The sequence below is a fragment of the Stenotrophomonas sp. CASM110 genome (assembly GCF_049384345.1).
Taxonomy (GTDB): Bacteria; Pseudomonadota; Gammaproteobacteria; order Xanthomonadales; family Xanthomonadaceae; genus Stenotrophomonas; species Stenotrophomonas muris.
Map to the genome: position 1 here is coordinate 1 of NZ_JBMRGI010000059.1, position 420 is coordinate 420.

The 420-nt window shown below is 50.0% G+C and carries 1 protein-coding gene; it reads left to right on the forward strand.

The features are described 5' to 3' along the window. A partial coding sequence (locus tag VG561_RS21185) for a hypothetical protein (RefSeq protein ID WP_423179950.1) occupies positions 1–420 on the forward strand: 420 nt, incomplete at both ends.

Sequence of the window (420 nt, forward strand, 5' to 3'; positions counted from 1 at the left end):
CACTTATATTACCTCCGGGGCAACTGGTGCAAATGTTACTGGCTTACCGGCAGGGGTAAGCAGCAGTTGGGTTAATAATGTAGTTACCATTACCGGCACACCTGTTACGGCCTCCGGCACGTTTAGTTATTCCGTCTCTTTAACGGGTGGATGCGGTGATACCAGCCTTGGGGGAAGCATCACTGTCAGTCCCACCAATACCGTTACCCTAATTTCGCCATTGGGAACAGATGCACAAACAGTCTGTATCAATACAGCGATTATCCCTGTCAGTTATGCTACTACGGGTGCTACAGCGGTATATTTTACCGGCTTACCTTCCGGTGTAACTGCTAACTGGGTTAACAATACGGCTACGATCAGCGGTACCCCATCAGAGCCGGGGAATTTTACTTATGCCGTCCACCTGCAGGGTGGTTG